Origin of the sequence: Staphylococcus parequorum (genome assembly GCF_039237145.1) — a bacterium.
Lineage (GTDB): Bacteria > Bacillota > Bacilli > Staphylococcales > Staphylococcaceae > Staphylococcus > Staphylococcus equorum_A.
The window spans coordinates 2,056,870-2,083,774 of sequence record NZ_CP150682.1; the positions used below are offsets into that span (position 1 = coordinate 2,056,870).

Below are 26,905 nucleotides of genomic sequence, written 5' to 3' on the forward strand. Positions count from 1 at the left end.
AGTTTGTCAGAGATGAGGTATGACTATGTTTCGTAATCTTTGGGCCCACAAAGTTACAAGATTTATTTGTATCGTTGCGCTAGGTATAGGCGTTGCTTTACTAACATTCACACCATATATCTTTCGTTATTTAACTGAAGGTATCGTATTTAGTGGGAGTGGTGATGGCTATAGGCAAATGATGCCATTTCAAATGTATTTGTATGAACATTTTAGCCAATTCAAAAGTTTTTATGATCATTCATTTGGATTAGGTGGCGATTATGTAAAAGATTTAGCTTATTATTATGCTACTTCTCCATTTACTTTGGTTAATTTTATTTTTGTTTGGCTATCAGAAGTGTTATTTAATAGTAATCCAAGTAACATAACATATTGGGCAAGTAACCAACTGATTGTTGCTTTTGTTAAAGGTGTAGTAACGTTCGTACTAGCCTTTTACTATTTTAGATATATAAAATTTAAAAACCATGCTGTTTTTCTGGCTTCTATGTTATATGGTGCCTCAACAGTAGTAATTTATTTTAATTTTACCTGGTCATATTATGGAGATTTGCTTATTTTTCTTCCACTCTCCTTATTGGCTATTGAACGATTTTATAGAGAAAAGAAAATAGGTCTATTTATTTTTGCTGTAGCTCTAACTTTATTTTCAAATTTCTATTTTAGTTATTATGAATCTCTTGTACTCTTTGCATATTACTTTTATAGATTAGTGTTCCCCCACCCGAGTGATATCGTAACTCGCAAGCAAAAATTATGGATTATTCCTGTAGCAATAGTATTAAGTACACTAGTTAGTATATGGGGATTCTATACTGGGGTTACTTCGTTTTTCAACAACGATCGAGTAAGTAATCCACATTTTAAAATAGATATGTTTACAGATTTCGCACGACAAAAGCACTTTTTTAGCAACGGCTTTTATATCACTGTTTCAATTATCGCTATGGTAGCATTGCTATCATTTAAGTTATATAGACATTATTATTATAGGTTTTTTGCAATTATGACTTGGATTATGTTAGTTGGTTCATTGACACCCTATTTTGATAGTATGTTTAATGGTTTTTCGACACCCGAACGCAGATGGGTTTACATATTTGCTTTCGCCACTGCAGCATTAATCGCGTTATTTATTCAACACATTTCAGAATTAAAACTCAAGTCTTATATCTTAGCATGTGTACCCGCCTTGCTGATTATGTCAATCATGACAATTATAGTTGAGAAAGAAAAAATGACTTGGATGCTCGCTTGTCTCATTATTATGATCTTTATTGGAATACTTTTATTTAAAAGGTCACTACTGAAAAAACGTTGGCCATTAGCCGTATTATTAGTATTATTTATCGTTCAACAAAGTATGATTCTTTCTAATCATCACTTTAATAATGTGAGGAACTATGAATCCACAAAATCAGCTATGCATGCTTCAAAATACAAAAGTCCTGCTTTATCCAAGAAAATATCTGAAATCAATCAACAGCATAATGACGATCCACTGAGTAGAATTGATTATATGTCGCAATATGGTCTTAATTCACCAATGATCTATCATTTTAATGGTATTGCTTTATATTCAAGTATTTTTGATGGTGACATATTAAAATATTATGATCAGACATTACAAATTAATATGCATACTGATAAAAATAGTACTTATCGATTATTATCAAACAGAGCGAATTTAATGGCATTATGGAACGTTAATGATCGTATACGTCGACCAGATGATTCGAATATATCTTTCGGTTTTGAACCTAAAGATACGATTCATCATTCAAAAAAAGAATCATTTATTCATTCAACAAACGAAATTAAATATCCAAGTGCTCATATAACCAACAAGGTGTATGATCCAAAAGATCTTAAATCACCGCTTGATAAAGAACAAGCAATGTTGCAAGGTGTCGTGCTCAAAGATAAAGACGCTAAACCCAACAGCCAATTTAAGGCTAATGAGAATTTATTGGGCAAAACCTCTACCTCATTAAATAATGCACATAGGGATAAAGACGGAAAGCTTATAGTGACAAAAGACAAAGGTGGCATAACTTACACCCTGCCATCCTCCATTGCAAATAAATACAAAGATATGTATATAGAAATGGATGTTGAACTATTAAGCCCTGACAAGCAACATGACGTCGGTGTGAACGAATACAATCAAGGTCGTAATGAATTGACTTATAAATATCGCCGGTTTGTCACGCCTGTTACAATGCGTGTAAAAGCAGATGAAAAACTACGAGTTAAATTGTCACAGGGTAAATATCGTTTTAATATTAAAGGCATTTACGGTGAAAACTATGAAACTTTAAATAAAGCATCTAAACAGTTAGATAATGTACAAGTGTCTGAACAACGTTCTGGTTATACAATTAAAAAAGATAAAAATGACGAAGGCTATCTTGTCTTACCGATGGCATATCGTGATGGTATGAAGGCGTATGCCAATGATAAAACACTCCCTGTAAAACAAGGCAATGGCATTATGACCGTAATTCCAGTTGAAAAAGGACAAGAAAAAATCGAACTCAAGTATACGCCACCACATACAACTATCTTGGTCGTTTTAAGTATTCTAGGTATTATATTGAGTATTGGATTCACGAAATGGATTAAACCAAAGAATTAAGCACGATAAAGGGAATGAAACAGAAATCTAATTTTTCTAACAAGATTTCGTCGTCTCACCCCGGCAAAGCTGACTGTAAAGTTGAATACAAGGGCTGAAGCACTTGCATAAGAACTACTTGTCTTCATAAATGAAGTAGTAGTTCTTTAAAAGCTTGATATAAACGCATTTTCAGTTCAGTCAGCCACTGCCAATATAATAATTGAGGCTGAGACATGTATTTTGTCTCAACCTCTTTAATGAGCTGCTTAGGTTTGCTAGAAATGTCGACTAAAATTGTATTTCTAGCAAGACAACCTAATGCAGCTTATATTATATATGTATCAAAAAAAGCGACTCCCATTGGGAATCGCTTTTTTATGTCTAATTTGCTGATTAACGAATTTCTTTAATTCTAGCAGCTTTACCACGTAATTCACGTAGGTAGTATAATTTAGCACGACGTACTTTACCACGGCGTTTAACTTCAATTTTTTCGATTTTTGGAGTGTGTAATGGGAATGTACGTTCCACACCAACACCTGAAGATATTTTACGTACAGTGAAAGATTCTGAAACTCCTCCACCACGGCGTTTAATAACTACACCTTCGAATAATTGGATACGTTCGCGAGTACCTTCAACAATACGTACGTGAACTTTTAAAGTGTCACCTGGACGGAATGAAGGTATATCTGTGCGTAATTGCGATTGAGTTACTGCTTCGATTAATTTGTGATTACTCATTATTTTTCTCTCCTTCAACCTATGTTCTTGCCTAGACAAAATATAGCAGCGGACCATAGTGATTTTCGTGTGTCGCACACTTAAAATATATTAGCATATTACTAATCTTTTTTCAATTGCTTTTTATATCTTTCTATAATTTCTTGGTCTTTTTTAGTCAGCGGATACTGTTCTAATAAATCCGGTCGTTTTTCCCATGTTCTTAAAATTTTCTGTTCATGACGCCAATGATCAATGTGGGCATGGTTGCCTGATAATAAAACGTCTGGTACATTCAAATCCTTATATATACGTGGTCGTGTATATTGTGGAAACTCTAGTAAACCATCTTGAAAGGAATCATCCATGTGAGATTGTTGATTACCTAAAACACCAGGTAAAAGTCTAACTACCGCATCTGTCATTACCATCGCTGGCAGCTCGCCACCAGTCAATACATAGTCCCCCATTGAAATTTCGTCAGTGACTAAATGTTCACGGATTCTTTCATCATAGCCTTCATAATGCCCGCAAATAAATACTAAGTGCTCTGCCTGACTGAGTTCATTAGCAATAGCTTGAGTAAATGGGCGACCTTGAGGACACATTAAAATGACCCTTGTGTCTTCTGTTCGCTCAATACTATCCATTGCATTGAATATTGGTTCCGGCTTTAACACCATCCCCTGACCGCCTCCAAATGGGTAGTCATCCACTTGATTATGCTTGTTTTCAGCAAAATGTCTAAAATCCACTGTATTTACTTGTAACAAATCCTTTTCTTGAGCGCGTTTTAAAATAGATTGATTTAAAACACCTTCAAACATACCAGGAAATAATGTTAAATAGTCGATTCTCATTAATCTAATAATCCTTCCATAGGCGTGATTTGTATACGTCTACCTTCTACATCAATTTCTTTAACCACGTCCGCGATATAAGGAATGAGGTATTCTTTGTCGCCTTTGACTACCCACACATCGTTTGCACCTGTTTCAAATATCTCAATCACACGACCAATTGGAGTATCTTCATTAAAAACGGTACAGCCAATGATATCTGAATAATAAAATTCATGTTCTCCAAGCTCTATTTCTTCATGATCACGTTCTTGTAAAAGTGTTTCACCTTTTAAGTGCTCGATATCATTAATGTTATTGATACCTTCAAACGTAAGCATATGCAGTCCTTTATGCATACGATATGAAGCAATTTTAAATTTAAGTGGTGCTTTATCTTTACGTGCTATTTCAACAATTTCCCCAGGTTGAAAACGTTTATCTGTAAAATCAGAATTAGATTTTATTTTTACTTCGCCTTTAATACCATGTGTATTAACAATTTTTCCAACTTCAACTTTCATATATGTGCCTCCGATAAATGTATCTTATAAGTGTTGTGTAATTTTTATGTATTATTTAATTATTATAACATGTATAAATCTAACATAGTAATACATTCCTCACTAGAAAATTTTCTTATTCTCAACTATTTTAAAGCACTGATTATAATATTTCTCATTAAAAAAAGAGCACCTAAAACGGTACTCTTACAAATACTATATTTGTTTAATAAGTTTAAAACTTATTTTTGGTCGTCGAATTTTTTCAAAATACCTTCTCTTGATAAGATATTGTGAACTGTATCAGTCGGTTTAGCACCGTCTTTTAACCATTTAAGTGCTAATTCTTCGTCGATTTTAACTTCTGGTGCTTTCACATTAGATGGGTTGTAAGTACCGATTTGTTCGATATTACGACCATCACGTGGTGCACGAGCATCTGCAACTACGATACGATAGAATGGATTTCTTTTTGAGCCTAAACGTGTTAAACGAATTTTAACTGCCATTTATATTCTCTCCTTTTAATTTCATAAGTATTTATTTTCTACAAGAAATAATGATACCAGTTCTTCTGATATTTGTAAAGAGGTTATCCTTTACCAATTTTAAAAAAACATTTTTTTCTCATCAATCGCCTTGTAAACTACGCGCTTTTGTCAATTTCCTCTTTTCATGCACTTTATACATCTATGATATACCTTATGTTATTTTAAGTCTCTTGACATCTATATTTAAAAACTATACATTGAGACTAAATTAAATAAACGCATGCACTAGGGGTGTTTTTAACTGAGATGAGTACAACTCAAACCCTTTGAACCTGATCTAGCTGAAACTAGCGGAGGAAAGTGTGAAAGATTTTATATCATATATTCAAGGGGCAATCTTGCCTTTTTACAATATCACTATTTTATCATTTCTAATACACAACTTTCTATAGTGAGGGTTGTGTATTTTTTTAATTTGAATTTTTTAAAATTTTAGGAGTGAAAGTTATGAATAAAACTGTTTTAGTAACAGGTAGTAGTAGAGGTTTAGGTGCAACGATTGCAAAAACATTATCGCAACAAGGGTATAATATTATAATCAATTATTACAAAAATAAATCGTTAGCAGAAGATCTTGTTTCTGATATCGGATCAGATTGTGCAATTGCTATTCAAGCTGATATCACAAATAGAGATAATATTGATCACTTAATTGAACAGGCCACTCAATATTTCGGAAAAATTGATGTCGTAATTAACAATGCACTCGTAGGTTTTAAATTTGATCCTACACAGCAAAAATCATTTAAAGATTTAACATGGGTTGATTACCAACAACAAATAGATGGTACTTTAAAAGCTGCCTTCAATGTAACACAAAGTGTCATGCCTCAATTTTTAGAAAGACAGCAAGGTACTATTATTTCTATCGGTACAAATTTATATCAAAATCCTGTTGTACCTTATCATGAATATACAACTGCAAAAGCTGGATTAATTGGTTTTACTCGTAATATTGCTGCTGAACTTGGTCAATTTGGTATTAGAGCCAACGTGGTGTCAGGAGGCCTCTTAAAAACAACTGACGCAAGTGCTACAACGACGCCTGAAGTATTTGACATGATCGCACAAACAACACCGCTTAAGCGTGTGACTTCACCACAAGACATTGCAAACATGGTTGCATACTTAGCTTCTGAACAAGCAAACGGTATAACTGGACAAAATTTCACTGTAGATGGTGGCTTAACGATGAATTAAAAAATTATAATTAGGAGGTGCTTTCTATGTCTGATAAAAATCAAAAACAACTTAATATTGGCGTTTTATTATATGCTTGTGGTCATCACCAAGCTGCGTGGCTAATGCCGAATTCTAGTGTGAATCGTATTGGTGAAATTACTTATTATCAGGAATTAGCTCAACTTGCTGAAAAAGGACTATTCGACGCAGTATTTTTCGCTGATAATCAATCTTTTCCTGCAAAATCTTCTACTGATATGCCAGCATTTTGGTTCGATCCTATCGTCAGTTTATCTGCTATTGCTCATGTGACAACGCACATTGGACTGGTCGCAACAATTTCAAGTACGTTCTCAAACCCTTTTACTGCATCTAGACAATTGCTCAGTCTAGATCATGTATCACATGGACGTATAGGTTGGAATCTTGTCACCTCTATGACAGATTTAGAAGCCTTAAATCACAGTATGGAATTGCTCCCTGATCATAATGAACGCTATGAAATTGCTGCTGAATTTGCAAAAGTGATGAATCAGTTATTCACATCTTGGGATAACGAACATTTTCTACATGATCGAAAAAACAAAAAAATTATTAATGATGATTACATTAATGCTATTAATCATCATGGTAAACATTTCAAAGTTAAAGGACCATCAACAACACCAAGCAGTCCACAAGGTCGTCCAGTAGCTATGCAAGCTGGCGCATCTTCACAAGGTATTGCCTTGGCAACTCAATATGCAGATGCAGTGTATTCAGTATCCTGGAACTTTAAACAAGCACAAGCTTTTCGAGAAAAGCTTGATCAACAATTACAATTATCACAAAACAGTAATAGATATATCAAAATTTTTCCCGGTCTAGTTACATATGTCGCTGAAACTTACGAAAAAGCCTATGCTAAGAAAGAAAAATTAGACAAAGCCTTACCTGTGGAAACTGCATTAAAACAATTAAGTTTCTTTATTCAACAAGATTGTCAAAACTGGGAGTTAGATGAATCCGTGCCTCCCCTACCTCCTGTTGAAGATTTTACAGGACCAGTTGGACGTTACGAAACAATATTGGAAATCATTCGTGATACTCATCCAACTGTACGAGAACTACTTGGTTACTTAAATGCTGGTGGTGGGCATTTCACATTGATTGGCACTCCTGAAGCTATCGTAGATCAAATGGAGTACTGGTTACTAAGTGGTGTAGCCGATGGTTTTAATTTGATGCCGCCTGTCTTTCCAGATAGTTTAGAGGATTTCGTAACATTGATTGTGCCAGAATTACAAAAAAGAAATTTATTCAGAACAACTTATAATGGTCATACTTTCCGTGATCATTTGGGGTTAGAAAAATTTTAATCATTCTACAAATAATATAGTTGACGAAAAAACCAGAACAACGATTTGGTTACAAGTCGTTGTTCTGGTTTTTTATTTATAGTTATACAAAATTTATGATTTTAGAATGGTAAATTCATACCGTTCATCATGTTTTCCATTTGTTTGCGTTTGCCTTTTTTGCCTTTGCCGCCACCGGAAAATTGTTTCATCATTTTTTTCATATCAGTGAATTGTTTCATTAATCTATTGATTTCTTGCACTGAACGTCCTGAACCTTTAGCAATACGTTTTTTACGAGAAACATTTAAAGTCTCAGGTTTGTTACGCTCATTAGGTGTCATTGATTGAATAATTGCTTTAATATGATCAATTTGTTTATCATCCATATTCATATTTTCAATGCCTTTCATTTTGTTCATGCCAGGAATCATTTTCATAATGTCATCAAGAGGCCCTAGACTTTTAACTTGATCTAATTGTTCTAGGAAATCTTCCAATGTAAACGAAGATGTACGCATTTTCTTTTCTAAGTCTTTTGCTTTATCTTCATCCACATCTGTTTGTGCTTTTTCAATTAAACTCAATACATCTCCCATACCTAATATACGAGATGCCATACGTTCAGGATGGAATGCTTCTAACCCATCTAGTTTCTCACTCATACCTACAAATTTAATCGGTTTTTGAGTAACTGATCTGATTGAAAGTGCAGCACCACCACGTGTATCACCGTCTAATTTTGTTAATGTTACGCCAGATACTTCTAATTGAGAATCAAAAGATTCTGCAACATTCACAGCATCTTGACCAGTCATTGCATCGACAACTAACATAATTTCATCTGGTTTCGTAATTTCTTTTACATCGCTTAATTCTTGCATTAACGCTTCATCAACGTGTAAACGACCAGCAGTATCAATAATAACAAAATCTAAATGCGCTTCTTTTGCATGTGCGATTGCATTTTCAACGATTTGTTGTGGCTTAACTTGATCGCCTTCACTATAAACTGGAATGTCGATTTGTTTACCTACTGTTTGCAATTGATCAATTGCCGCAGGACGATAAATATCTGCTGCTACTAATAATGGTTTTTTATTATATTGTTTACGCATTAATAATGCTAATTTACCAGCAGTGGTAGTCTTACCAGCACCTTGTAAACCAACCATCATCACTACAGTTGGCGGCTTGTTAGCCATTTTAATCGTAGCATTTTCCCCTCCCATAAGTTGGGTAAGTTCTTCTTGTACAATTTTGATGACTTGTTGCCCAGGTGTTAATGATTTCATAACATCTGAACCTAAAGCTCTATCTGATACAGTTTTGACAAATTCCTTTACCACTTTAAAGTTAACATCGGCTTCTAATAATGCTAATCTTACTTCACGCATCATCAATTTAATATCTGCTTCAGTAACTTTACCTTTGCCACGGATTTTTTGCATCGTTCCTTGCAGACGATCGGATAATCCTTCAAATGCCATATCAAATACCCTCCTTTATATACTTTTATTCTAAATCTTCAAGTGCTTGAATGTATTGTTTTATTTTTTCTGGATCATTTATGTGCTGTTTCATATGTTCATATGTTTTTTGTCTTTGTTCAAAATTTCGGTATAGCCCTAATTTTTCTTCATAATCTTCTACTAAATCGCCAGTTCTTCTTATATTATCATACACTGCTTGGCGACTCACATCAAATGTATCAGCAATCTCACTTAAAGAATAATCTTGTAAATAAAATAATTCTAAATAGTTTCTTTGTTTATTTGTTAATAATGATTGGTAAAAGTCAAACAGATAATTCATACGTATCGTTTTAATTAAATCATTTTGACTCATCTGAATTACCTTCAATTTCTACTTCATTCTGATTTGACTCAGGTGCTTCTTCGACATTTTGCTCAATCATATCAGCGAATAACCCATACACATAGCTTTCAGGATTGAATGGTTGGAGATCATCTAATTTTTCACCTAAACCTACGTATTTAACTGGAATATGAAGTTCATTACGAATTGCTAATACGATACCACCTTTAGCAGTACCATCTAATTTTGTTAATACAATACCTGTAACGTTTGTAACCTCTTTAAATGATTTTGCTTGTGACAATGCATTTTGACCTGTCGTTGCATCAAGACAAAGTAAAACTTCATGAGGTGCCTCTGGTACAGCACGTCCAATAACTCGTTTAACTTTCTCTAATTCATTCATTAAATTGGATTTATTTTGTAAACGGCCTGCAGTATCACATATTAAAATATCTACGTTTTTACTTTTAGCTGCGTTAATTGCATCATACATTACTGCAGCTGGGTCTGAACCTTCTCTTTGGCTCAACACTTCAACACCGACGCGTTCGCCCCATACTTTAAGTTGTTCAATTGCACCGGCTCTGAATGTATCTCCAGCAGCAAGCATTACTTTTTTGCCTTCAGCTTGGTAACGATGCGCTAATTTACCAATTGTTGTTGTCTTACCAACACCATTCACTCCGACCATAAGGATTACATTTAATCCTTCATTTTCTATATTCATCACTTCTGAGTTATCATCATCTTGGTGATAGATTTCAACAATTTTTTCAACAATAACTTCACGTAAATCCTCTGTTTCAGTAATATTGCGACGTTGTGCTTCTTCACGTAATTCTTCTACAAGTTGCATCACAGTATTAAATCCAACATCTGCAGTAATTAACATTTCTTCTAGTGCTTCGAAGAACTCTTCATCTACCTTACGATAACGTGCAAGTAAATTATTAAGTTGCGCTTGGAAATTCTCACGCGATTTTTCTAAACCGGCTCTAAATTTGGCACCGAGCTGTTGTGCTTCAATTTCTTCAAAATCTTCAATAGAGATTAAACCATCATCATCAAAGTCAGCTTCTTTTAATTTTTTAACTTTTTTCGCTGGTTTATCTTGAGTTTCGTCCTCTCTATCTTGTGATGCTTCACCTTGTTGTTCTGCGTCTTGTTGTTCTAATTCTTCAAGTTGTTGCTTTTGTTCTTCTGAAGGTGCTGAAAATTTATCTTTTAATCGTTTGAAAAAGCTCATGTTTGTTCCTCCTTAATCACTTCATCAATCGTATTTAAATTAACACTTACTAGTTTGGAAACTCCAGATTCTTGCATTGTTACACCATATAAGCGATCTGAGAATTCCATTGTACCTTTACGGTGTGTAATCACAATAAATTGAGTTTGGTCTGATAGATTTTTTAAATATTGTGCATAGCGTATCACATTTGCTTCATCAAGTGCCGCTTCAACCTCATCTAAGATAACAAATGGCGCCGAGCGAACTTTTAAAATCGCAAATAATAATGCAATGGCACTCAAGGCACGTTCTCCACCACTAAGTAGTGACAAATGTTGTAACTTCTTACCAGGTGGTTGCACAATGATATCTACTCCTGCAGTTAGATAGTCATCATCTGTTAAGCGGAGTTCTGCTTGGCCTCCGCCAAACAATGATTTAAATACATCTGAAAAATATCCTTGAACGGCATGAAATGTTTCTTTAAAACGATCTTTCACTTCTTGATCCATTTCTTCAATAAGTTGTTCTAAAGTTGTTTTCGCTGCTCTTAAGTCAGCACGTTGTTCATCTAAAAATGTAAAACGCGTATTAATTTCTTCAAATTGTTCAATCGCATTTAAATTAACTGGTCCTAGCTCTTCAATAGACATTTTAGTTAATTTTACTTTTTTGCGTAAAACGTCTATATCTTCATCTAAATCATATAATTCACTCGCACGCTCATATGTTAAGTGATAATCTTCGCTCAAATGATCAATCGCATAATTAATTAATACATCTAAACGGGACTGCTCTGATTTAATATCCTGATAGCGATTTTCTATAGAAAGAATATCTTGATTGGCTTCTTGAAGTTTTTGATCTGTCACTTCAATTGTATCATTCAATTCGAGTCTACGCGATTTAACGTCTTCTATGTTTTGAGATAGTTTTACTTTTTCGTCTTTACTTTGTTCCATATTATATTGAATCGTTTCAAATGCTTTTTCGCCGGTCATTTCATCTGAATTAAAGAGTTTAATTTGCTCTTCTAATTTTTGATGTTGCACAATAACATCATTGAGTTGTTTGGCAATTTTTGACTCAGTTTGTTTCTGAGTATTTAAACGTTCTTTTACAACTGCCAAATCGGATTGCTTTTGATGTAATTGTTGCTGGATTTGCGTTGTGCTTTCTTTACCTTCTTTAGAAAGTTTTGTATAAAGATTGATATCATCTTCTAATTTTTGTAGTTGTGTTTTGATTTTAGATAATCTTTGTTTTTTATCATCAAGTGTTTGCTTACTTGTTTCGCTTTGGTAACCATCATTTTTTTCAAATTCAAATTCTTCATGCTCATCTTTTAAATGCGCTTCACTTTTACGTAATCTGTCTAGTTCTAATTCATAATTATGAGCATTTTTTTTAATAGCATTATAATGTTGACTTGTATCAAAATATTTTTCGCTCAGTTGATCTGACTCATTTTTAATTTTTTGAAATTGCTTTTCAAATGCTACTGTTTGCTGTTGATAATCTTCGAGTTGAGCACGCATCGTTGATAGTTCATCTTTTTGAGCTAAAATACTTTTAGATTTACGATCTCCACCACCCGTCATGGAGCCACCAGGGTTCACGATATCCCCTTCTAAAGTCACAATACGTGTACGATAACGAATTTTACGTGCTAACTCGTTGGCGTTTTTCAATTCATCTACAATTATTGTATTACCAAGTAAATTTTGAACTACATTTTGATAATCTGATTCTACTTCAATTGCTTGTGCAGCAATATTAATAAAACCCTCACTATTTTGTGCAGTTTTCATAATTTCATTACCAATTTGGCGAGGTTGAATCACATTGAGTGGTAAAAATGTCGCTCTACCCAAACCATTTTGTTTTAGATATTGAATTGCCTGTCTACCATCTTTTTCCGAATCTACAATCACATGTTGTAGTGATGCACCAAGTGCAGTTTCGATTGCTTTAGTTAAATCGGATGGCACTTGAATTACTTCAGCAACCGCTCCACGTATCCCTGAAAGTTTATTACTTTTAGCCTTAAGTATATGTTTTACACCATTAAAGAAATAGCTATATTCTTCCTGTTGCGTGGCCAAACTATCAATACGAGATTTTAATTTATCGTTAAATCGATACGCTTGGTGCAATTTTTCTTCGTACTCAGACTGTTGCTGTTTAAGTTGTGTTAATTTTTTTTCATAATTATTGAGCTGTTGCTCAGCATTTTTCAATTCTTTTTGAGTCGTCGCGGTTTGCTTTTCAGCTTCATTAATGTCGCTTTGAATTTTCTTCAGTTGTTCAAAGGCTTCAAGTAACCTACTATCTAAACGGGATTGCTTCGTTTCATTTTCTTGAATGGTATGTTCTAAAAAGCGAATGTCATTATTTACATCGGATTGTTCAGACATAAGTTGATAATATTCATCTTTAATTGTCTCTAATTTTTCGTCATGCTGTTCATCACTGACATAGAGTTGTGATTCAAAGTATTGAATTTTTTCATTTAACTCTTTTTGTTGTTTTTTTAATTTATCTATTTGATTTTGTGCATCTATCTTTTCTTTTTTTAAGGTTTCTGTTTGTATTTTAAGACTTTCTTGTTCTTCTTCAAAACGTGCGTTCGTTTGTGATTGATTTTTCTTACGTTCTTCTAACACGTTAAGTTGTCCTGCATACTTTTCAACTTCTTCTGTCGCTTTAACAAGTTGAAAATTTAATGATTCAATATGTTCATCGAGTTGTTGTCTTTCAGATTTATATTTATTTAATGCTTGTGTATATTGTACTTTCTCTGCATCTTTTGTAGCTTGATGACTCTTTAAATTATTTAAATTATCATCAAGTTCATGAATATTTTTACTATATTGTTCAATATCATAGACCGTTACAAGTACATCACTTCTTTCCATTTCTTTGGAAAGATGTTTATATTCTTTAGCAATAGCTGCTTCTTCTCTTAATGGTTCAACTCGCCCCTCTAAATCATATAGAATATCTTGTATTCTTGAAAGATTGTCTTCTGTTTGGTCGAGCTTTTGTACGGAGGCAGCTTTGCGTTTTTTATATTTTAAAACTCCTGCAGATTCTTCTAATATTTGTCTTCTATTCACTGGTTTTGCATTTAGTATTTCATCTACACGTCCCTGCGAAATAATACTAAACGCTTCTTTTCCTAAACCTGAGTCTAGAAACAAATCAATAATATCTTTTAATCTTGCACGGTCATTATTAAGATAATACTCACTTTCACCACTTCTGTATAATCGACGTGTTACAACGATTTCTGTCGCGTCTAGTTGTAACTTGCCGGAGCTATTATCTAATTTCAATTTAACTTCTGCATAATTTTGAGCTTTTCGATGTTCTGCGCCTGAAAAAATAATATCTTCCATTTTAGCACCACGCAGTGATTTAGCTGATTGTTCACCTAGCACCCATTTTATTGCATCTGTTATGTTACTTTTCCCACTACCATTAGGTCCTACAATTGCTGTTACACCTTCATCAAATTGTACATTTGTGTGCTCCGCAAACGATTTAAACCCAAAGGCATCTATAGATTTCAAATATACCATGCTATTCTCCTTTAAAGTGTTCCTTGCTGTTTCACAGTTTAGAAATACCCATGTATTAACCTGAAGGCTAATATATTTCTTAATTAACTACATTGCTATTGCGAAGGTTTTAACAATATATGATTCACTTCTTATCATATTGTTTTATAACAAAGTTATTTAGCTTTGTTTTTCATTGATTTATATGCGCTTTCTGCTGCTTTTTGTTCGGATTCTTTTTTAGTCTTCCCTTTACCTTCCGCTACTGCAGCATTTTCTAAAATCACTTCAGAAGTAAATAAACGATGATGCGCTGGTCCTTCTTCATTAATTAAACGATAAGTGACATCACCTTTATTTTGTCTATGGACAAATTCTTGAAATTGGGTTTTAAAGTCAACAACGCCATCAAGTTCTTCATCTTCGACATACGGAAAAATAATTTGTTCTGCAAACTTCCACACAGATTCTAAACCTTGGTCTAAATATAATGCACCTACAAATGCTTCAAATGCATCTGATACGAGTGAGGGACGGGTTCTGCCACCTGTTTTCTCTTCACCTTTACCTAACAAGATAAGTTCATTGATTTGAATTTTTTTCGCAAATATTACAAGTGAAGGCTCACAAACAATTGTTGCACGCATTTTTGTTAAATTACCCTCTGGCAATTCTGGATATTTATCAAATAAATAACGTGAAACCGTCAATTCTAATACCGCATCTCCTAAAAATTCTAATCGTTCATTATGCTCTAAACGATTCATATTAAAATCATTTATAAAACTCGAATGCGAAAATGCTTGCTGATATAATTCTATTTGTTTAAAATTCAAGTCTAATTCTTGCATCTTCTGCGCAAATTTTTTTTCAAATGCTTTAACCATTTCTATTTTTTTATAATTGGTCAATCTATTTCCTCCTCAGATTTAATGCTAAAGTACTAATACCTTTATATTTTACGTGAAAATACAATAAAACTAAAGAAAAAACTGTCTACTGTATTTACCATCTATATATCTAGTAAAAATCGCTATAGCAGTATTATCTTACAATATAAATTCTGTTTAAAATCAATAAAAAATCTGAGCCGTCATCTCAACGACTCAGATATTTTTTTTATTATTTTTCGATACTATTAATAAAGTTTACTGCGTCACCAACAGTGTTGATTTTTTCAGCTTCTTCATCAGGAATTTCAGTACCAAATTCGTCTTCTAATTCCATAACTAATTCAGCAATATCAAGTGAGTCAGCGCCTAAATCATCTTTGAAAGATGCCTCTTTAGTTACTTTTTCAGCGTCAACACCTAAACGGTCAACGATGATATCTTTTACTTTGTCGAAGTTTTCCACGTCGATTCACCTCCTTTAAAAAATCTAATTATAGACTTATATATTTTCCCACTTTATCAATTGAAATACAAGTAGTATTTCGAATGATTGTACTGTATAACATTATATTAATGGATCTTATACAATCAAGTGTAGTAATGAAGTTGTGACACAATCATTTTAAATCTATACTTTATACCTTATCATAATCTCCTATGTGAGATCAGAAGTTTTATAAAACAAAATTTGTCATGCTGTGTAGCACTTACTTACATGTACATACCACCATTGACATGTATTGTTTGACCCGTAATATACTTCGCTTTGTCTGAAGCTAAAAATGCTACAGTGTGAGAAATGTCTTGATCTTTCCCAAATTTTGCTAATGGGATTTGTTCTAACATTTTTGCTTTAAGCTCATCACTTAAAGCATCCGTCATATCAGAAACAATAAAACCTGGTGCAACAGCATTTACTGTGATGTTTCTTGAAGCCAGTTCACGTGCTGCTGATTTCGTTAAACCAATTACGCCAGCTTTAGTCGCAACATAGTTTGCTTGGCCTGGATTACCCATGGCTCCAACAACACTTGATAAATTAATAATTGCACCACTCTTTTGTCTTAGCATTTGTGGTGTCACTTTTTGAATACAGTTGAAAACACCTTTTAAGTTTGTATCAATTACGTCATCCCATTCTTGCTCTTTCATACGCATAAGCAAATTATCACGGGTAATACCTGCGTTATTAACAAGGACATCAACTGAACCAAATTCGCCAACAACCGCTTTAATCATTGCTTTTACTTCATCACCATTTGCAACATTTGCTTGAATAGCAAAACTTTCAACGCCTATCGCTTTAATTTCTTCTACGACAGCATCCGCTTTTTCTTTGTTTCCCGAAAAATTCACAGCAACATTGTATCCTTCTTCTGCCAATTGAATCGCTATACTACGTCCTATACCTCTTGAAGCACCAGTTACTAATGCACTTTTAGTCATTTTCATTCCACGCTTTCATATCTTCTAATGTTTGAATTGAAGTTATTTTCACATCTCTATTTATCTTTTTAATTAAACCTGAAAGTACTTTACCAGGACCAATTTCAATAAAGTGATCTACACCTTGATCAATTAACCATTGTGTTGAATCAATGAATTGTACTGGTGAATATAATTGTTTAATCATATTATCCTTAATTACATTTGCATCTGTTTCACCTTTTGCGTGCACATTTTGAACTACAGGGAATTGCGCATCATTCCAATCAAATTGTTCAATATACTCAGCAAAATCGTCTTTGATCACTTGCATCATAGATGAATGAAATGGGCCAGACACAGCAAGTGGTAGGACGCGTTTCGCACCTAATGCTTTACCTTCTGCCACTAATTTATCTATTAATGTTTTATGTCCAGAGACAACGATTTGTCCAGGTGAATTAATATTTGCTGGTTCAATAATTTCTTCATCTGTTGAAAGTTTTTGACATATTGCATTAACATCATCAAAATCCAAACCTAATACTGCAGCCATACTTCCAACACCATCAGTAAAAGCGACGGCCATCAGTTGTCCACGCTTACGAACAATTTGAACTGCATCGTCAAATTTCAATACACCACTCGCTACTAGACTCACATATTCACCTAAACTATGACCCATTGTATAATCAGCATTTAGATTATTAAGTGCTTGTAATAAAGCTGAGCTATGTGTTAGCAACGCAGGTTGTGTATTTTCTGTTTGACCTAATTTGTTTTCTTCATCTGAAAACATTGTTTCTAAAATATCAAAATCCATTTTTGCTTGTGCTTGATTAAGAATCTTTGTTGCAGCATCATTTTGATTAAATAAATCATTTGCCATCCCGACTTTTTGTGATCCTTGGCCTGGGAAGATAATCGCAGTTTTACTCATTTACTTTACCCACCGTTTCTCTCATAGTTTCTACAATATTTTGTTCTCCAGCTATTTTAGCTTGACGGATTGCTGAATAAAAAGCTTTCGCACTAGAACTACCATGTGCTTTTACTACAATGCCATTCAATCCTAATAATACCGAACCACCATATTCTGCATAATCCATTTTTGACATCAAACCATTTAAGTCTTTACGTAATACAAGTGCGGCAATTTTATTCTTGAAACTACTTAGAAGCGTTGTTTTAAGCATTTTACCCATCGCTTTTGCAACACCTTCTAAATTTTTAAGAATCATATTACCAGTATATCCGTCTGTAACTACAACATCAGCTGCGTCATCCATTAAACCTTTTGCTTCTACGTTTCCTGTGAAATTGAAGACATTTTGTTCGTCCATCAAACTAAATGCTTTTTTAGTTAATGTGTTACCTTTAGCTGCCTCTGTACCAATATTCAACAAACCTACTGAAGGCTGTTCAACGCCCCTGATTTTTTGGGCATAAATATTGCCTAATTGGGCATATTGTAATAAGTGTTCCGGCTTGGCATCTGCATTAGCACCTACATCCATAAACACAAATCCTTTTCCAGAAATTGTTGGCAAAGTGAGGACTAATGCTGGGCGTTCAACACCCTTAATACGTCCTACTATAAATAAACCAGCAGACATCAATGCACCTGTATTTCCTGCAGATACACAACCATCTGCTTCACCAGCTTTAACCGCTTCAGCCATACGAGCCATTGAGCTATCTTTTTTACGTTTAATCGCTCTAACTGGTTCATCGTCCATCGTAATTTCTTCTGTACAATGACGTACTTCTACACGACCATGTTTGAGTGTGCATTTAGTTTGATCACCAAATAAAATTATTTCTAAATCTTTAAAATCATTCACAGCTTTTTCAACAGCTTCTAAAACGATTTCAGGTGCATCGTCTCCACCCATCATATCAATCGCTATTTTAACCATCTTGTTCATCCTCACTTGTATAATACATTTTGAATGTACCTCTAAATACCAAAGTATCTTTGACATACGAATTTACTTTTATCATATAATATTTACTTGTAATTTCAATCGCTTGTGCATCAGCACGTACTGTATCATTTAATTTCACTGTTTTTAAAAATGCTACATTACTTTCCTGAGTTAACACAACAGGTTTATGTATCAGTGCTACACACAGGGAATTCGCTTGTGCAAAAAGTACATGTCCTCTGGCAATTTTATTTCTAGTAAATACAGAATCTTCATCAATATCTATAATTGAAGTTGCGAGTTGATCAGGCTGAACATTTATTACATCGCCTATGATTTCACTACCATCAATGGATCGAATACTTTCATAATTTTTTCTTGCTACGGATTTAATTCGTTTTCTTAGTTCTGGAATATCTAAGTATGTACGATCTAACCTAATAGTTTGAATACTCACTGAAAAAAGTGTACTCAAATCTAAATCTGTAATAAAGGGGTTTTTTTCAATTTCTTTTTTAATTGCTTCGCGTCGTTCTTGTTTTTTTAACTTCATTTTATTCTAACCACCTAAATTACCTAATTTTTAGTACCAAGTCTTAAACATTCCTAACATATCATAACACTTTCTATTTCATTAGCTCAACAAAAAACATACTTCCTTAGATGTTTTTCACGTCAGATATCCAATATAAAAAATATTATAACGTTTAAAACGTTTTCCAGTCGGTTTAATTATCAAAATAAATACAAATACTAATCATTCTATATAAATATTTATTAAGATATTGAATTAAATAAAATTGAAATGTATAATTTGAATTGTTTTAAAGATGTATTATATTTATTTTTCAAAAATCATTCCATTAATTGGATACTTTATTTAGGAGGATCTAATGAAAAAAATATTATCAACTACATTACTGTCATGTTCATTATTAGCCTTCACTACAAGCTATGCTGATGCACAAGAAAGTAATAGTATTAAGCCTGAAAGTCTAGAGTCATCAAATACCCCTGCGATTAATAATGATGCAGATGTAGAACAATTTTTACAAAATAATGCACAATCTCTTGTTAATCAATCATCCAAGACTAAGCAAGAAACTATCAATAAAGAAGCTTTCAAACAATATAACGTGATAGATAAACAACAAGATAAAACTGGCGTCACACATTACGCATTGAAGCCTAAAGTAAACGACATTACATCAGACGGCACAACAATCAAAGTACATGTCAATAAAAATGGTAAAGTAACATTGATAAATGGTAATGTAGATAAACCATACATAAAAGTAGAAAATGAAGCTAAATTATCTTCTGCTAACGCTGAAAATAAAGCTTTTGAAGCAATAGGCAAAGCAAAGTCTGATGTAAAAAACATAAAAAGCTATCCTGTTGTCAGTAAAAACAATATTGATATAAATAGTGATAAGCAAAGACTTGTTTATGATATTGAACTTAATTATATTTCTCCTAAAGCAGCACATTGGAAAATCCAAATTGATGCTACTACCGGTGAAGTATTAAAAAAACAAAACGTTATTAAAAATGCAACAACTGAAGGTAAAGGGACAGGCGTTAATGGAGATGAAAAACAACCTTTAAGCGTTACAAAAGCAAATGATTCATATTCATTACTCGATACTTCTCAAGATGCAGTCATAGAAACTAAAACTGCAAATGAAACGACAAATGCCTATTCACCTATTACAAATGACAGCAATCATTTCAATAAAGAAGAACAACGCGCCGGCGTAGATGCCCATTATTATGCCAAAGAAGTCTATGACTATTTCCTCAATAAACATGATAGAAACAGTTATGATAATAACGGCGGTGACATTGATTCGGTCGTTCATTATGACAAAAACTTTAATAACGCCGCCTGGACGGGTCAATATATGATTTATGGTGACGGGGACGGCCAGACGTTTAAGGCATTGTCAGGTGCGAATGATATCGTTGCCCATGAGCTCACACATGCAGTAACAGAACGCACTGCAGGTTTAGAGTATAGTCATCAATCGGGTGCATTAAACGAATCTTTCTCTGACGTTTTTGGTTATTTTGTTGATTCAGACGATTGGTTACTCGGCGAGGATGTATATACACCGAATAAAGATGGTGATGCATTAAGAAGTTTAAAAAATCCAGAACAGTATAACCAACCTGCGCATATGGATCAATATTTACAAGGCAGCCAAGATAGCGGTGGTGTTCATACCAATAGTGGCATTCCTAACAAAGCTGCATACCTAACAATTAATGCGATTGGCAAAGAAAAAGCTGAACAAATTTATTATTTAGCACTCACACAATATTTAACGCCTAACGCTCAATTTTCTGATGCAAAGGCATCATTAAAAGAAGCTTCGAACCACCTTTATGGTACGAATAGCGAAACATCTAAAGCAATTGAAAAGGCTTGGTCTGACGTAGGCGTTAATTAACAAACATTATACATTCAATTTAAAAATGGGACCGAGACATAAATATATGTCTCAGCCCCGTTTTTTTATACTTTCTTTATTAATCAAAACTCATATATAATAAGTTTTCTTCAACAAATGTTCTCAACATTTGATATTGAGCTTCGAAAAAGACACCAGATTGAATCAATTCAGCTGCTTCATCTCTTGCTACTTCTAACATTTTATAATCTTCAACAACATTTGCGACTAAGAAGTCAGGCAAACCACTTTGTTTCACACCAAAGAAATCGCCAGGTCCTCTCATCTCTAAATCACGTTCACTTAATTCAAAACCATCTGTCGTTTGTGTCATAATATTCATGCGCTCTATACCTGTTTCTGTTTTCGGTGAAGCAATGAGTACACAATAACTTTGTTGTTCACTTCTACCTACACGCCCTCTTAACTGATGTAAAGTAGATAAACCGAAACGATCAGCATCATAAATCATCATGAACGTTGCATTAGGTACGTTCACTCCTACTTCTACAACGGTTGTAGATACTAAAACGTCTATTTCATGATTACTAAATTGCTGCATTACTCTATCTTTTTCTTCTGAATGCAACTTACCATGTAGCAATCCTACTTTTTCAGTACCATAATATATCTGTAGCGATTCATACAACTCAACAACGTTCTGCACATCTTCTAAATGCTCAGAACTTTCAATTAGAGGACAAATTACATATGCCTGCCTACCTTTTTTTAATTCCGAAGTCATTTGATTGAGTACACTTTCATAAGCTTCATGTTTGGACCATGAAGTAATAATCGGCTTTCTGCCTTTTGGTAATTGTTTAATGGATGAGACATCCATTTCACCAAAAACGGATATAGCTAATGTTCGTGGTATAGGTGTAGCTGTCATGAAAAGGACGTTAGTCATCGCACCTTTTTCTCTCAACAATTGACGTTGATTCACACCAAAACGATGTTGTTCATCTGTTATTACTAGACCTACATTATTAAATACTACATCATCTTGTATTAAGGCGTGTGTGCCGATAATACAATCAATTTCATTATTTTGTAGTTGCTCTAGTAACAACTTTCGTTTTTTACCTTTTACTGAACCTGTAAGTAAGGCCACATTCATCCTGTCGCCGAAAATTTCAACTAAACTTTCTGCATGCTGTTCTGCTAATATTTCAGTAGGCACCATCAATGCTGATTGAAATCCCGCAGTTTTCAGTGCGTACATACAGATTGCTGCTACGACAGTTTTACCTGAACCCACGTCACCTTGCAAGAGACGATGCATTCTTATTGGTGCTTTTAAGTCTCTGAATATTTCATTAACACTATGCTTTTGCGCGTCAGTGAGTTCAAAAGGAAGGCAGTCTATAAAATGTTTCACTAAATTAATATCATAATCTACTTCAATCGCTTCATCCGATGTTTTCTCTAATCGGTTTAACCATTGCATTCGTAACTCAAACATAAATAATTCTGTAAAAGCATATGTTCTACGTGCTTTAAGCAAAGATGCCTTGTCTGTGGCAAAATGCAACGCTTTAATCGTATCCTCTAATGATTCTAATTTATATTTTTGTCTCAATTCATCAGAGAGCCATTCATGTATAGTGACTTCTCCCAACGATTGTCGAATCATATCCCTCAATGGTTTTTGTTTAATGCCTTCTTTAACACGATAAACAGGTTCAAATTGTGATTTTTGAGTCTCTTGTTGATTGAAAAACATTCTACTGCCATTTATCTCTTGTTTACTTCTATTCCATTTACCTTTTACCGTAACTGTACCATGCAATTCAATTTTCTTTTTTAAATATGGTTGGTTGAAAAAAGTACATTTTACAGCAATATTATTGACCATGATATGTACGGTTAACTTAGATTTATTACGACCAAAAAAAGCGACAGTAGGCGTCGAATATACTTCTCCTACCACTGTCACTGTCGCTTGATCTTCGGCCGTATTCAAGTCAATTACTGTATTATCTTCGTAACGGGTTGGTAAATATAAAATTAAATCCTCTACAGTATGGATATTTAATTCATTTAATACGGACAACCTTTTCGGGCCCAGTCCTTTTATCTGTGATAAAGGAAAGGGACTATCTATTAAATTGACTTTTGACATTTTTAATCACCAAATATTTCTTGTTTTAGACGCTGACCTGTTGGTGTACCAGCTAAACCTCCACGACCAGTTTCACGCAATGCTGATGGCATCGTTTGGCCAATCTTGTACATTGCTTCAATCACTTCATCTGTGGGAATTCTTGAAGTTACACCTGCTAAAGCCATATCAGCAGAGACAATTGCGTTTGATGCACCTGCAGCATTTCTCTTCACACAAGGCACTTCAACTAAGCCAGCTACTGGGTCACATACTAAACCTAGCATATTCTTCAAACAAATTGCAAAAGCTTCAGCCGATTGTTGTGGCGTTCCGCCAGCAAGTTCTACGGTTGCACCTGCTGCCATCGCTGCAGCAGAACCTACTTCTGCCTGACAACCGCCTGCTGCACCTGAAATTGATGCATTGTTTGCCACTACAAAACCAAACGCACCAGAGGTAAGTAAGAAGTTCAACATATCTTTTCTTGTAGGTTCAAGGCGTGGTTTGAGTCCAAATAATACGCCTGGTACTACACCTGCAGAGCCGGCAGTAGGTGTTGCACAAATTTTACCCATTGCTGCGTTGACTTCATTTGTTGCAACTGCTTTACTCACTGCATCCAATAAAGTTGGTCCAGCTAATGATTTACCTGTCTTCAAATAATTTTTGATTAACACAGCATCTCCACCAGTTAATCCAGTAGTTGAAGTTACGCCTTCTAACCCTTCATCAAGTGCATTTTCCATCGTTTGTAAGTTTTTATCCATGCCGGCATAAATATCAGCTTCGGATAAGCCAGTTACTTCCATTTCTTGCTCTAGCATGATTTCATGAATTTTTTTATTTTCTGTTTCACATTTTTCTACTAGTTCTTTCACACTTTTAAACATGCGTTACCCTCCATTAGGCGTCGCCCATGAGTGAAACTGTCACTACACCTTCGACGTTTTTAATTTTATCTATAATTTCATCTGTCACAGATTCATCTAATTCACAAGTCATTAACGCTTGGTCGCCCTTTTCTTTTCTAGAAACTTGCATACTCCCCACATTGATACTAGAATCACCTAAAATATTTGCTACACGACCAATCGTGCCAAAAGTATCTTTGTGAAACACAAGCAGAGCTGGATAATTACCGCTTATCGCAATATTAAATCCATTAATAGCAACTACCTCAATTTTACCGCCACCTATAGAAACACCTTCAACAGAAATTTCTTTATCAGCATCTCTCATATTGATAATAGCAGTGTTAGGATGTGATCTTTCTTCAGCCATTTCTATAAAATTCACTTTCATTCCCATTTGCTCAGCTGTTTCTAAACTTGTTTGTATGCGGTCATCATCTGTATCATAACCTAGCAAACCACCAACAAGTGCTACATCTGTACCATGTCCTTTGTACGTTTCCATAAATGAACCATAAAGATAGATATCAACTTGTTTTGGCAATTGATTAAATAAATCTTTTGCTACTAATCCAATTCTTACTGCACCAGCAGTATGAGATGAAGACGGCCCCACCATTGTAGGTCCTATAATATCGAAAACTGTTTTATATTTCATAATTATACCCCACTCTTATTTTTAATGTTTCTAATGTAATGCGCTTACATTTATATGCATGCAACTCATTATAACAATTAAGCAAGACATTATAAACCAATACTGGTTGCATTATTCTCATTTAAAAGAAGAATATTGTTGTATAAGGTTTAATTAAATAAAAATGTTTACTTTCAATTTAATTATACAAATCTTTACATACAATAAAATAATTACTGTCACAAAATTTATCCTTAGTAGACTAACTCTATATTTTTTAGTTTATGAACTTTTTTCATCTAAGACGCCTGCCATGATACGAATAATCCAAAACAAATCGCAGCCTATAGGTTGAGGTCATGTCCTAGTGAAGCAAGTATGTAATATATAGTGAAGCTATAGTTCTACTCACAGAAAACGTGCACAAAAAAATTGTCAACAAAGCTTTTAGACCTTGTCGACAATTTAAAATAGCTTCCTAAAGTGGAAGCTATTCATATATACAAGTGTTCAATAAATATATTTATTCTACAGAGAATAGATATTGATATACAGGTTGTTGGCCCTCATGTTGATCTAATTCTACTTCTGGATAAGATGCTTCAAGCCAAGTTTCAATATCTGAAGTCAATGATGCATTTGCATCTTCGCCGATAATCATCGTAATGATTTCACTATCATCTTGAATCATTTCAGACAATAAACCTTTAACAGTTTCAAATTCATTTTCGTTACTCGTAACGATTTTGTCTTCAACTAAGCCCATAAACGCATCTTTTTTAATTTCAACACCATCAATTTTTGTATCTCTTACAGCATATGTCACTGAACCTGATTTCACTGCTTCAAGTGATTCAACCATGCGTGTTTTGTTAGCTTCAAGCGCATCTGATTCATCATAATTAAAGAGTGCTGCAATGCCTTGTGGTATAGATTTAGTTGGGATAACGACAGCTTCAGCACCTACGATATTTGCAGCCTGTTCGCTCGCCATCATAATATTTTTATTATTAGGTAAAATAATTGCGCGTTTACATTGTGACTGTTCAATTACTTTAACGATATCTTCAGTTGATGGATTCATTGTTTGACCACCACTAATCATATGTGTTGCACCCATTGATTTGAACAATTCAGATATACCATCTCCCATTGAAATAGCAATAACTGCCGTTTCAACTGTTTCAGGTGTTTGAGTCTCTCTTTGACCTACTTGTTCTTTTTTTACAACTTCTCGGTGTTGTTCACGCATGTTTTCTACTTTTAATTTAATAAGTTCTCCATACTGTTGACCATAATTAAACACATCACCTGGTTTTTCACTATGTACATGTACTTTAACAATTTCGTCGTCGTTTATGACTAATAATGAGTCACCATATGTACTCATATCTTCTCTGAATGTTTGTTCATCAAATACCTTTTTATTTTTCCCGAAACGTACCATCATTTCTGTACAGTAACCATAAACGATATCTTCAGTATTAATTACACCATGAAAATCATGGGCTTCATTTACTAACGAATCTTTATCTAATTTAGCTGTTTCAGCACTTACCGTTTCACCTTTTAATGCTTTAAGGAAACCAGCATAAACGACAACCAAACCTTTACCACCACTATCTACTACACCCACTTCTTTTAATACGGGTAATAAATTAGGCGTGTTTTCTAGTGAGATTTCTGCTTCTTCTAAAATATATGTCATCAATTCGATACAATCTTCAGTTTCTTCTACTTTGCGCATAGCAGCATCTGCAGCATCTCTAGCTACAGTTAATATCGTACCTTCTACAGGCTTCATAATTGCTTTATATGCAGTTTCTACACCGGCTTTGAAACTTTCTGCTAATTGCTGTGCATTAATCTCATCATACGCTTCTAAACTTTTACTAAAACCTCTAAATAGTTGCGATAAGATGACCCCAGAGTTCCCTCTAGCGCCCATTAACAAACCTTTTGAATAGGTTTTCCCTAGTTCACCGATATGCTGCGACAAGTTTTCTTCCACTGCTTCTCTTCCAGATGTCATCGTTAAATTCATATTTGTCCCTGTATCTCCATCTGGTACTGGATACACATTTAATGAATCAACCAAGTCTGCATGATTTGATAAATTTTGTGCCCCTTGTATAATCATTTCGGCAAATAATTTACCATTTATTTTGCTAACCATTCCGT

General features: G+C 34.1%; 22 protein-coding genes and 1 riboswitch. Of the genes, 4 read left to right on the forward strand and 18 right to left on the reverse strand.

Annotated elements, in window-relative coordinates:
• Positions 1-25 precede the first annotated feature (25 nt).
• On the forward strand, positions 26-2,641 hold the full coding sequence (locus AAA453_RS10020; RefSeq protein WP_427704764.1) for a YfhO family protein: 2,616 nt from the start codon (positions 26-28) through the stop codon (positions 2,639-2,641).
• A 375-nt stretch (positions 2,642-3,016) separates the two neighbouring features.
• On the opposite strand, the gene rplS is transcribed toward AAA453_RS10020, so the two are convergent.
• The 4 genes from rplS to rpsP all read right to left on the reverse strand — a co-directional run bounded on the left by rplS (position 3,017) and on the right by rpsP (position 5,197).
• Positions 3,017-3,367 carry a 50S ribosomal protein L19 gene (gene rplS, locus AAA453_RS10025; RefSeq protein WP_002507872.1) on the reverse strand — a complete coding sequence of 117 codons (351 nt, stop codon included), beginning with the start codon at positions 3,365-3,367 and terminating at the stop codon, positions 3,017-3,019.
• Positions 3,368-3,468: 101 nt separating this feature from the next.
• Entirely contained in the window at positions 3,469-4,206 is a 738-nt protein-coding gene (trmD, locus tag AAA453_RS10030; protein ID WP_069816057.1) for a tRNA (guanosine(37)-N1)-methyltransferase TrmD, read from the reverse strand.
• Complete coding sequence (rimM, locus tag AAA453_RS10035; protein WP_427704766.1) at positions 4,206-4,709, reverse strand: ribosome maturation factor RimM; 504 nt, start codon at positions 4,707-4,709, stop codon at positions 4,206-4,208. The genes trmD and rimM overlap by 1 nt, the downstream gene beginning before the upstream one ends.
• Before the next feature lie 221 nt (positions 4,710-4,930).
• Positions 4,931-5,197, reverse strand: coding sequence for a 30S ribosomal protein S16 (gene rpsP, locus AAA453_RS10040; RefSeq protein WP_069816061.1), 267 nt, complete (start codon positions 5,195-5,197; stop codon positions 4,931-4,933).
• 259 nt (positions 5,198-5,456) lie between these two features.
• A riboswitch (TPP riboswitch) is annotated at positions 5,457-5,555 on the forward strand.
• Positions 5,556-5,686: 131 nt separating this feature from the next.
• Here rpsP and AAA453_RS10045 point away from each other — a divergent pair.
• Together AAA453_RS10045 and AAA453_RS10050 are read left to right on the forward strand one after the other, a co-directional pair.
• Positions 5,687-6,439: a 3-oxoacyl-ACP reductase gene (locus AAA453_RS10045; RefSeq protein ID WP_427704769.1), complete on the forward strand. Its 753-nt coding sequence runs from the start codon at positions 5,687-5,689 to the stop codon at positions 6,437-6,439.
• A 26-nt stretch (positions 6,440-6,465) separates the two neighbouring features.
• Complete coding sequence (locus AAA453_RS10050) at positions 6,466-7,779, forward strand: LLM class flavin-dependent oxidoreductase (RefSeq protein WP_427704771.1); 1,314 nt, start codon at positions 6,466-6,468, stop codon at positions 7,777-7,779.
• Positions 7,780-7,880: 101 nt separating this feature from the next.
• On the opposite strand, the gene ffh is transcribed toward AAA453_RS10050, so the two are convergent.
• The 10 genes from ffh to fapR all read right to left on the reverse strand — a co-directional run bounded on the left by ffh (position 7,881) and on the right by fapR (position 19,169).
• Positions 7,881-9,248 carry a signal recognition particle protein gene (ffh, locus tag AAA453_RS10055; protein WP_069816067.1) on the reverse strand — a complete coding sequence of 456 codons (1,368 nt, stop codon included), beginning with the start codon at positions 9,246-9,248 and terminating at the stop codon, positions 7,881-7,883.
• A 25-nt stretch (positions 9,249-9,273) separates the two neighbouring features.
• The gene (locus tag AAA453_RS10060) at positions 9,274-9,606 is read right to left on the reverse strand and encodes a putative DNA-binding protein (RefSeq protein WP_285323055.1); all 333 of its coding nucleotides are present in this window, start codon (positions 9,604-9,606) and stop codon (positions 9,274-9,276) included.
• Positions 9,593-10,825: a signal recognition particle-docking protein FtsY gene (gene ftsY / locus AAA453_RS10065; protein WP_427704774.1), complete on the reverse strand. Its 1,233-nt coding sequence runs from the start codon at positions 10,823-10,825 to the stop codon at positions 9,593-9,595. The genes AAA453_RS10060 and ftsY overlap by 14 nt, the downstream gene beginning before the upstream one ends.
• Positions 10,822-14,391: a chromosome segregation protein SMC gene (gene smc / locus AAA453_RS10070; RefSeq protein ID WP_427704776.1), complete on the reverse strand. Its 3,570-nt coding sequence runs from the start codon at positions 14,389-14,391 to the stop codon at positions 10,822-10,824. The genes ftsY and smc overlap by 4 nt, the downstream gene beginning before the upstream one ends.
• A gap of 155 nt (positions 14,392-14,546) precedes the next feature.
• A complete protein-coding gene (gene rnc, locus AAA453_RS10075) occupies positions 14,547-15,257 on the reverse strand; it encodes a ribonuclease III (protein ID WP_370736906.1) in 711 nt (236 codons plus the stop codon).
• 235 nt (positions 15,258-15,492) lie between these two features.
• Positions 15,493-15,726, reverse strand: a complete 234-nt coding sequence (locus AAA453_RS10080; RefSeq protein WP_002507883.1) for an acyl carrier protein — start codon at positions 15,724-15,726, stop codon at positions 15,493-15,495.
• A gap of 248 nt (positions 15,727-15,974) precedes the next feature.
• Positions 15,975-16,709, reverse strand: a complete 735-nt coding sequence (gene fabG, locus AAA453_RS10085; protein ID WP_069816075.1) for a 3-oxoacyl-[acyl-carrier-protein] reductase — start codon at positions 16,707-16,709, stop codon at positions 15,975-15,977.
• A complete protein-coding gene (gene fabD / locus AAA453_RS10090) occupies positions 16,702-17,628 on the reverse strand; it encodes an ACP S-malonyltransferase (RefSeq protein WP_427704779.1) in 927 nt (308 codons plus the stop codon). Before fabD ends, fabG begins: the two co-directional genes overlap by 8 nt.
• Positions 17,621-18,607: a phosphate acyltransferase PlsX gene (gene plsX / locus AAA453_RS10095; RefSeq protein WP_427704782.1), complete on the reverse strand. Its 987-nt coding sequence runs from the start codon at positions 18,605-18,607 to the stop codon at positions 17,621-17,623. The genes fabD and plsX overlap by 8 nt, the downstream gene beginning before the upstream one ends.
• Positions 18,600-19,169, reverse strand: coding sequence for a transcription factor FapR (fapR, locus tag AAA453_RS10100; RefSeq protein ID WP_069832882.1), 570 nt, complete (start codon positions 19,167-19,169; stop codon positions 18,600-18,602). The genes plsX and fapR overlap by 8 nt, the downstream gene beginning before the upstream one ends.
• A 340-nt stretch (positions 19,170-19,509) precedes the next feature.
• Between fapR and AAA453_RS10105 the strand changes: the two genes are divergently transcribed.
• On the forward strand, positions 19,510-21,069 hold the full coding sequence (locus tag AAA453_RS10105) for a M4 family metallopeptidase (protein WP_069816083.1): 1,560 nt from the start codon (positions 19,510-19,512) through the stop codon (positions 21,067-21,069).
• A gap of 79 nt (positions 21,070-21,148) precedes the next feature.
• Here the strand turns inward: AAA453_RS10105 and recG are convergent, their stop codons facing one another.
• From recG to fakA, 4 genes are all read right to left on the reverse strand, one after another.
• Positions 21,149-23,194, reverse strand: a complete 2,046-nt coding sequence (gene recG, locus AAA453_RS10110) for an ATP-dependent DNA helicase RecG (RefSeq protein WP_427704784.1) — start codon at positions 23,192-23,194, stop codon at positions 21,149-21,151.
• 2 nt (positions 23,195-23,196) lie between these two features.
• Positions 23,197-24,066 (reverse strand): L-serine ammonia-lyase, iron-sulfur-dependent, subunit alpha, encoded by an 870-nt coding sequence (gene sdaAA, locus AAA453_RS10115; RefSeq protein WP_057511997.1) that lies wholly within the window; start codon positions 24,064-24,066, stop codon positions 23,197-23,199.
• 13 nt (positions 24,067-24,079) lie between these two features.
• On the reverse strand, positions 24,080-24,745 hold the full coding sequence (sdaAB, locus tag AAA453_RS10120; RefSeq protein WP_069816087.1) for an L-serine ammonia-lyase, iron-sulfur-dependent subunit beta: 666 nt from the start codon (positions 24,743-24,745) through the stop codon (positions 24,080-24,082).
• Positions 24,746-25,247: 502 nt separating this feature from the next.
• Positions 25,248-26,900 (reverse strand): fatty acid kinase catalytic subunit FakA, encoded by a 1,653-nt coding sequence (gene fakA / locus AAA453_RS10125; protein ID WP_427704786.1) that lies wholly within the window; start codon positions 26,898-26,900, stop codon positions 25,248-25,250.
• Positions 26,901-26,905 lie beyond the last annotated feature (5 nt).

Excerpts from the sequence above, each read along its gene's own strand:
- plsX (WP_427704782.1), bottom strand. The coding sequence starts at position 18,607 with ATGGTTAAAATAGCGATTGATATGATGGGTGGAGACGATGCACCTGAA.
- fabD (WP_427704779.1), bottom strand. The coding sequence starts at position 17,628 with ATGAGTAAAACTGCGATTATCTTCCCAGGCCAAGGATCACAAAAAGTC.
- smc (WP_427704776.1), bottom strand. The coding sequence starts at position 14,391 with ATGGTATATTTGAAATCTATAGATGCCTTTGGGTTTAAATCGTTTGCG.
- ffh (WP_069816067.1), bottom strand. The coding sequence starts at position 9,248 with ATGGCATTTGAAGGATTATCCGATCGTCTGCAAGGAACGATGCAAAAA.
- trmD (WP_069816057.1), bottom strand. The coding sequence starts at position 4,206 with ATGAGAATCGACTATTTAACATTATTTCCTGGTATGTTTGAAGGTGTT.
- AAA453_RS10045 (WP_427704769.1), top strand. The coding sequence starts at position 5,687 with ATGAATAAAACTGTTTTAGTAACAGGTAGTAGTAGAGGTTTAGGTGCA.
- ftsY (WP_427704774.1), bottom strand. The coding sequence starts at position 10,825 with ATGAGCTTTTTCAAACGATTAAAAGATAAATTTTCAGCACCTTCAGAA.
- AAA453_RS10060 (WP_285323055.1), bottom strand. The coding sequence starts at position 9,606 with ATGAGTCAAAATGATTTAATTAAAACGATACGTATGAATTATCTGTTT.
- recG (WP_427704784.1), bottom strand. The coding sequence starts at position 23,194 with ATGTCAAAAGTCAATTTAATAGATAGTCCCTTTCCTTTATCACAGATA.
- fakA (WP_427704786.1), bottom strand. The coding sequence starts at position 26,900 with ATGGTTAGCAAAATAAATGGTAAATTATTTGCCGAAATGATTATACAA.
- rnc (WP_370736906.1), bottom strand. The coding sequence starts at position 15,257 with ATGGTTAAAGCATTTGAAAAAAAATTTGCGCAGAAGATGCAAGAATTA.
- AAA453_RS10020 (WP_427704764.1), top strand. The coding sequence starts at position 26 with ATGTTTCGTAATCTTTGGGCCCACAAAGTTACAAGATTTATTTGTATC.
- rpsP (WP_069816061.1), bottom strand. The coding sequence starts at position 5,197 with ATGGCAGTTAAAATTCGTTTAACACGTTTAGGCTCAAAAAGAAATCCA.
- rplS (WP_002507872.1), bottom strand. The coding sequence starts at position 3,367 with ATGAGTAATCACAAATTAATCGAAGCAGTAACTCAATCGCAATTACGC.
- fabG (WP_069816075.1), bottom strand. The coding sequence starts at position 16,709 with ATGACTAAAAGTGCATTAGTAACTGGTGCTTCAAGAGGTATAGGACGT.
- rimM (WP_427704766.1), bottom strand. The coding sequence starts at position 4,709 with ATGAAAGTTGAAGTTGGAAAAATTGTTAATACACATGGTATTAAAGGC.
- sdaAB (WP_069816087.1), bottom strand. The coding sequence starts at position 24,745 with ATGAAATATAAAACAGTTTTCGATATTATAGGACCTACAATGGTGGGG.
- AAA453_RS10050 (WP_427704771.1), top strand. The coding sequence starts at position 6,466 with ATGTCTGATAAAAATCAAAAACAACTTAATATTGGCGTTTTATTATAT.
- fapR (WP_069832882.1), bottom strand. The coding sequence starts at position 19,169 with ATGAAGTTAAAAAAACAAGAACGACGCGAAGCAATTAAAAAAGAAATT.
- sdaAA (WP_057511997.1), bottom strand. The coding sequence starts at position 24,066 with ATGTTTAAAAGTGTGAAAGAACTAGTAGAAAAATGTGAAACAGAAAAT.
- AAA453_RS10105 (WP_069816083.1), top strand. The coding sequence starts at position 19,510 with ATGAAAAAAATATTATCAACTACATTACTGTCATGTTCATTATTAGCC.